Here is a 7,233-nt window from a genome sequence, read left to right as displayed (position 1 = left end):
TAATAACTCACCTACAATTAACGTTAACTATTACCAATCTACCATTGCGTTACAGCCCCATGCAACAAAACCAACCCTCTTTCTCCATAAAACACTGGTCCGACGACGATAAACCTAGGGAAAAACTGGTTCAAAAAGGAAAGTCCGCCCTTTCGGATGCCGAGCTGATTGCCATCCTTATCGGTTCGGGAAGCAGAAACGAAAGCGCCGTAGCCCTATCCAAAAAGATATTGGCCTCGGTCAACAATAACCTTAACGAACTTGGCAAATTGTCTATAAAACAATTGACGCAATTTCATGGTATCGGGCAAGCGAAAGCGGTTGGCATAATTGCCGGCCTTGAAATCGGACGGCGGAGAAGGGATGGGGAAGTCCTAAAAATTACCAAAATCAATAGTAGCCGTGATGCCTTTGACCTGCTACAGCCGCTGATCGGGGATTTGGAGCACGAAGAGTTCTGGATACTCTACCTCAACAACGGAAATAAGGTCTTGCATAGCGCCCTACTCAGCAAAGGCGGACTCACCGGCACCTTGGTCGATGTGCGAATCGTAATGCGGCAAGCGCTCGAACTGGGTGCGATAGCTTTAGTGCTGGCCCACAACCACCCGTCCGGAACCCTAAAGCCCAGCAAAGGGGACAGGGATGTAACCGCAAACTTAAAACGCGCCGCCTTGGCCTTGGACATAACTATTTTAGACCATATCATCGTTACCGAAAAAGATTATTTTAGCTTTGCGGACGAAGGAGTGCTCTAAAAGTCGGCAGTAGCTACCACTGCCCACTCTTTAAGAATTTGGAATTTTCGAATACTATGCTGCTAATCTATACCCATAAAATCACCCCCCGTTTCACGTACACAATGAAGCAAGTGTTTACGCGTATCTTGGGTATAGAAGTTTCGTTTACTACCAAGGTCGAGGACTTTATAAAGCATACCGGGGCAAAGATCACCTACACCAAAAAGCCGCTTCAGAACGAATTTTTTGTACGGAGCAACGACCTGTTGTTCGAACAGGGCATCAACGACTTCGATATCAAAATTTCAGAATGGGAAGGCGTACCTTGTTTCTTCGGTGCTGGGGAAGGCAGTACCGTCCCTTTTGATATTTTTTCGGCCAGTTTTTATCTGATAAGCCGGTATGAGGAATACCTGCCGTATGTTAAGGACTATCATGGAAGATTTCCTCCTAAAGAAAGCCTTGCCTATCGACATGTCTTTTTACAGTCGCCCGTAGTCGACATTTGGGCCTATAAGCTTTTGGAAGTTTTAAAAGATAGGTTTCCCGATATGGAACACAAAGGCAGATCCTATTCCTATACGTCGGTCATCGATGTCAATACGTCGCATGCTTTTGCACATCGAGGCTTTGTTAGAACCATTTCGGGCCTGTTTTATGATTTGGGATCGTTGAGGTGGGGTCGGGTGGTGGAAAGGATCAAGGTTTTGGTGTATCCGAAGAAAGACCCCTACGATAATTTTACGTTTTTGATCGAACTGCATAAAAAATGTGCGGTAAAGAGTTTGTTTTTCTTCCAATTCGCGACCTATTCCACTTACGATAAAAATGTTTCGCCGAACAGTAACAAGTTCCGGTTTTTAATCAAGTCCATTGCCGATTATAGTAAGGTCGCTTTGGCGACTTCTTACAGTTCCTTTAACAATTTTGACGTATTGAAAAAGGAAAAGAAAAGATTGAGCGGTGTGATCAACAGAGATATAGATACCTGCCGCATGCGTTATAACCGCACCGATTTGCCCGATACCTACCGTACGCTTATTGAGGCCGGCTTTAGTGACGATTATACCATGGGCTATACCCACGAACCCGGATTTCGTGCCGGTACCTGTACCCCGTTTTATTTTTATGATATGAATCTGGAGATTCAGCAGCCCATTCGCATACATCCTTTTACGTTTCACGATTATGCCTTTACGAATGTTGGCGGTGAGGATGCCATTCTAAAACGTACGGACACCCTCTACCAAGAAATAAAAAAAGTGAATGGTAGCCTTGTATCGGTTTTTTCCAACGAACTTTTAGGTTCTAATCATAAAGTTGATTGGAAAGCGCTTTATGCAACGGTTTTGGATAAATATAACAGTTAATCAAGCCATTGGCTTCCACACTTTACCTTTCAACGGCCATAATGGCCCGCAGCACGAAAATTCCGAAATGATTCATGACCTGAACGAAATAAAAAACTTTTTATAGAGTTATTATGGGTAAGCGAACACCTCAAGATATGGTGAGGTACAATAGTATTGAATGAAACTGAATATTAAATATACACTGCTTTTTTTGATTTGCTGTACTTTACTCTCTTGTGTAGAGGAGCAAGATTTTGGACAGTATGACGATTTACGTCTGACCCCAACTGCTGAGGCCAGTATCTTGTATATCGAATCCCCTGAATCCTTTATCAATTCCGCCGGCGACGTCGATATTATATCACGAGACTTCAATTTTGATGCGTTCAGCTCCGATGTTTTTGCGAAAAGGGTACTGGATGGTACTATCACCTATATCGTGGAGAATACCACTAGCAAGCGGATAAATGTTCTCGTTGAACTTTTGAATGCGGATGGTGAGGTAATCGACAGGGAAGAAATTGAAACTACTCCCGGTATGAATATTCAAAAGGATATTGCCTATGGGAATTCAGGAAAAAATATTAATATCATCAAGTTTACTTCGAGCATACGGGTTACGGCCAGAAATCTGGGCGATAGTACAAGCACCTCGGACCTACCCGATCCAAAGATCATTTTAAAATCCAGCGGAAAATTCCGACTCAATATAAAATGAGAACTTCCCAATTACTTTTTGCCGTCCTTTTTTGGGTCTGTCTTGTTGTGCAGGGCCAGAACAAACAGTTGCTCTATGACTTTACGGAAATTCCGCAGGCGGGGATGATAAATCCCGGCATGGAAACCGATTTTCAATGGTACAGTGGGGTTCCTGCGCTTTCGGGCCTTATGCTGCAGGCCGGTTCCAGCGGTATTTCGGTAAACGATATTTTTGCTAACGATGGCATTAACATTAACGATAAATTCCGCGATCGTGCCGTTTTCGGTATGAAACCCACGGATGAACTCAGTGGTACCTTTCAGATAGAATTCCTGAATTTCGGTTTTCGGGGTCAAAACCCCGATGTTTTTTATTCCGCGGGTATGTACCTTGAGGGCGATGCCATTGGTTATTGGTTTAAGGATTATGCCATTCTGGCTTTTGAAGGCAATGCCGACCGTCTGAACCAAAGGTTCGATGTCGGCCATTTAAAGACCCGGGGTGAACTGGTGAACATTTTCCATTTTGGTATTAACAAGAGAGTCGATCGCGATCTGACCGTCGGTGGGAGGGCAAAAATCTATTCCAGTATTTTCGATTTCAATTCCACCAAGAACAAGGGGTATTTCGTAACTACGGAAGGCGAGAATAACATCTTTGCCAGCACCCTGAATGCCGATATGGAACTCAGAACATCGGGGTTACAGGCGCTTTATGATGCTAGGGAAGATGACAACATTGCCGGTACCGCCATCAAAAGGGCACTTTTCGGAGGCAATCTGGGTGTGGGGGCCGATCTTGGCTTCACCTATCACTTGAACGATCAGACGGTATTGACCGGAAGCCTTTTAGATCTCGGTTTTATTTACCATACGAACGCAACTAAGAACTACACATTAAAAGGTAGTGCTACGGTAGAAGGCGTGGTCATCACCCCCGAGGAAACCATAAATCCCGATACCGATTTTTGGGAAGATCTTGTCGACGATATTGAATCGTTCGTACCCTATGAAGAGAATACGCAATCTTATATCGCCTTCAGGCCCACAAAATTGTACGCTTCGCTTCGTTATAATTTTGGGGAACAAATCGCCAGAAGAGGCAATTGCGAATGTGGCATTAATGCAACCAGTAACAGTTTCCGTTCAAAATATACCAACAGTGTCGGGGGGCAATTGTACATGATCAATCGTCCAAGAGGCCCCCAAGCCGCGTTGACCGCCTTCTATCAAAGGCGTTTGGGCAATATTTTGGCGGTGAAGGGCACGTACACGGTCGATAAGTTCTCGTTTACCAATATCGGTCTGGGTCTCAACTTTCAATTAGGCCCGGTAAATCTCTACGCCCTGGCCGATAACCTGCTGGCCTACCGCAATCTCGCGGATAGCCGATACACTTCTTTTCAGTTAGGATTAAATATTATATCTTGGGGCAAACAATGATGTGATGCATCGATTTGCCGTTTTCCCTGACACTAATGATTCAACGTAATTTCTATATGAAAACTACAATAACAGCACTATTCTTCGTAATAAGTCTGATCGGTATGGCCCAAGAACAGCTTAATGATTACAAGTACATCGTCGTACCCAAACAGTTTGCGGAATTCAAGCGCGAGAACCAATACCAGACCAGCACCTTGGTCAAATATCTTTTCGGGGAAAAGGGGTTTGAGGCGGTCTATGAGGATGAGCTTCCCCAAGAGTTGAAAAACAATGGTTGTTTGGGCCTTCGGGCGAAATTGGTCGACGGATCGTCAATGTTTACGACCAAAGCCTCGGTAAAGTTGGAGAACTGCAGCGGAGAGGAAGTATTCGCCACCAAAGAAGGCAAAAGCAAGGAAAAGGATTATAAGGAATCGTACGGAGAGGCATTACGGGAAGCGTTTAAATCCTTCGATACCATGAACTATGCCTATAACGGGAAAGCTGAAAACTCGGAACCCGTGACCGTGAGTATGAAAAACGACGTGAAGAAGTTGGCTGAGGGAAAGCTTCAAAACCATTCGTCCGTAAACCGGCCCGATGCCATGGTGGAGCAGGAAGCCACTCGTGAAAATCAGCGCTATGTCGATAGGCGACCGGTAGAATCGGACCTAAAAAAGGCCGAGCCGAACACCGAAATGGTCAAACAAGAGGCCACTAGGGAACAACAAAGTTATAAAAACCGGATCCCGACGGAATCCGATATGAAAAAGGGGGAGGGAGAAAACCAGGCAGCGACTTCCGGAATGGAACAGGGAAAAGATTCAGAACTTTCAACCATAGCAAGCGGAACGCTTTACGCCCAAGAATTGCCTAACGGATACCAACTGGTCGATAGCACCCCAAAAATCAGGATGAAAATCGAAAAAACCTCGATGCCCGATTTCTATCTGGCAAGGGTCGACGATACGAGCGGAACGGTTTTCAAGAAAAACGGAACTTGGGTTTTTGAATATTATAAGGGCGGTAATCTAGTGAGCGAGGAATTGGATATTAAATTTTAAAATCCCCTAGAAACATGAAGCATCACATCTTTAAACCGTGGTTGAGATTTCGTATTCTCGATATTCGCCTTAGTAAAAATTTAAACCGGCCTGCCGGCGAGGCAGGGTTTAAAAGTGCCGTTGGCGCGCTGAAAGTTCAATGATTGTTGACAATACCTTGAACCTTGGACAACTACGAAGTAGCGATTGAACATTGAATCAAACGATAGCAATAGTTCAATCTCCATACTTCCCTTTCCAACGATTTTTTAAAAATTCCTTTATAGCGTTCTCTCTCGAATTGTTTCCCGGTTCGTAAAAGGATGTCCCCGATAAATCTTCTGGCAAGAATTCCTCATCAACAAAATTATTTTGGTAATTATGGGCATACTTGTACTCTTTTCCGTACCCTAAATCTTTCATCAGTTTGGTGGGCGCGTTGCGCAGGGGTAATGGCACTGAAAGGTCTCCCGTTTGGCGTACCGTTTGCTGCGCTTTGCCGATGGCCGCATAACTGGCGTTGCTTTTTTGGGAAGTGGCAAGATAAATGGCGCATTGGCTCAAGATAATCCGGGCTTCGGGATAACCAATGGTCGTGACCGCTTGAAAGGCATTATTGGCAATGACCAGCGCGGTCGGATTGGCCAGGCCGATATCTTCCGATGCCGAAATTAGCAGACGCCGCGCAATGAATTTGACATCCTCCCCGCCTTCGATCATCCGTGCCAACCAATAGACCGCCCCGTTCGGGTCGCTACCGCGAATGGATTTGATAAAAGCCGATATAATATCGTAATGCTGTTCCCCGGTTTTGTCATAGAGCACCGTATTTTTTTGCACCTTGCCCAAGACCGATTCATTGGTAATGGTTATCGTATCGCCTTCCTCGGAATTCACGACCAGTTCGAAAATGTTCAAAAGCTTTCGCCCATCACCACCGGACAACCGCATAAGGGCCTCCGTCTCTTTCAAATTGATTTTTTTGGACTTCAAAACGGAATCCTCGGTAATGGCCCTATCCAATAAATCTTCCAAATCTTTTTTACCAAAAGGATTCAGAACATACACCTGACAACGGGAGAGTAGGGCGGGAATCACCTCAAAACTCGGGTTTTCGGTCGTAGCCCCGATCAAGGTCACCCATCCCTTTTCCACCGCCCCAAGCAAGGAATCTTGTTGCGATTTGCTAAAACGATGGATTTCGTCAATAAATAGAATGGGGTTTTTGGCCGTAAAAAGTCCACCGCTTTGTTTGGCCTTGTCGATGACCTCCCGAATATCCTTCACACCACTGTTTATAGCACTCAAGATATAAAAGGGACGTTCGCTCTCGTTGGCGATGATATTGGCCAAAGTAGTCTTGCCCGTTCCCGGAGGCCCCCATAAAATCAATGAGGGGATCATACCCTTCTTGATTTGTGCGGTCAAGGATCCCTTCTCGCCGACGAGATGCCGTTGGCTGATGTAGTCGTCAAGGGTTTTCGGGCGTATGCGTTCTGCTAGGGGTTCATTCATGTTGCAAAAGTAAGATATTTGGTGCTTTGGTTTTTCGATGTAGGATATGCCAAAATTTCAGCTTTTACATAATCGGCCAACTTATTGCTAATTTTGTACCATGTCCGAAACCCACTATTTCAAGTTCACCAATGCCGTTGTTATCGCGCCCCTATTTGCGGTAATAACTATTTGGATGGTGTATTGGATGGAACTCCGGTTTCAGGTCAACCTGAACGAATACGGCATTTATCCACAGGAAATATCCGGATTAAAGGGAGTTATCTTTAGTCCCTTTATCCACGGTTCGCTCGAGCATCTGTACAATAATCCGATACCTTTGGCCGTGTTGACAGCCGCCTTGTTCTATTTCTACAGAAACATTGCCTTTCGGGTTTTGCTTATTGGAGTACTGGTTTCAGGACTTTTTACATGGGCCATGGGTAGGCCTTCGTACCACATCGGTGCCAGCGGGGTTAT

7 protein-coding genes are annotated in these 7,233 nt (G+C 45.0%); 6 read left to right on the top strand and 1 reads right to left on the bottom strand.

The window, feature by feature from the left end:
* Positions 1–59: 59 nt before the first annotated feature.
* The 5 genes from radC (at position 60) to ACEW8S_RS05960 (ending at position 5,280) form a co-directional block, all read left to right on the top strand.
* Positions 60–758, top strand: a complete 699-nt coding sequence (radC, locus tag ACEW8S_RS05980; protein WP_373517266.1) for a DNA repair protein RadC — start codon at positions 60–62, stop codon at positions 756–758.
* Between the two features lie 56 nt (positions 759–814).
* On the top strand, positions 815–2,110 hold the full coding sequence (locus tag ACEW8S_RS05975; RefSeq protein WP_373517265.1) for a polysaccharide deacetylase family protein: 1,296 nt from the start codon (positions 815–817) through the stop codon (positions 2,108–2,110).
* A 160-nt stretch (positions 2,111–2,270) separates the two neighbouring features.
* The gene (locus ACEW8S_RS05970) at positions 2,271–2,810 is read left to right on the top strand and encodes a hypothetical protein (protein ID WP_373517264.1); all 540 of its coding nucleotides are present in this window, start codon (positions 2,271–2,273) and stop codon (positions 2,808–2,810) included.
* Positions 2,807–4,234: a DUF5723 family protein gene (locus ACEW8S_RS05965; RefSeq protein ID WP_373517263.1), complete on the top strand. Its 1,428-nt coding sequence runs from the start codon at positions 2,807–2,809 to the stop codon at positions 4,232–4,234. Before ACEW8S_RS05970 ends, ACEW8S_RS05965 begins: the two co-directional genes overlap by 4 nt.
* Before the next feature lie 56 nt (positions 4,235–4,290).
* The gene (locus ACEW8S_RS05960; RefSeq protein ID WP_373517262.1) at positions 4,291–5,280 is read left to right on the top strand and encodes a hypothetical protein; all 990 of its coding nucleotides are present in this window, start codon (positions 4,291–4,293) and stop codon (positions 5,278–5,280) included.
* Positions 5,281–5,496: 216 nt separating this feature from the next.
* Here ACEW8S_RS05960 and ACEW8S_RS05955 read toward each other — a convergent pair whose 3' ends face one another.
* Entirely contained in the window at positions 5,497–6,774 is a 1,278-nt protein-coding gene (locus ACEW8S_RS05955; RefSeq protein WP_373517261.1) for a replication-associated recombination protein A, read from the bottom strand.
* Positions 6,775–6,874: 100 nt separating this feature from the next.
* Between ACEW8S_RS05955 and ACEW8S_RS05950 the strand changes: the two genes are divergently transcribed.
* Positions 6,875–7,233: rhomboid family intramembrane serine protease (locus tag ACEW8S_RS05950; protein WP_373517260.1), on the top strand; the 359-nt coding region annotated here is incomplete at its 3' end.

Source organism: Pricia sp. (genome assembly GCF_041745955.1).
Taxonomy (GTDB): Bacteria; Bacteroidota; Bacteroidia; order Flavobacteriales; family Flavobacteriaceae; genus Pricia.
This window is presented reverse-complemented; position numbering and strand designations above follow the sequence as displayed.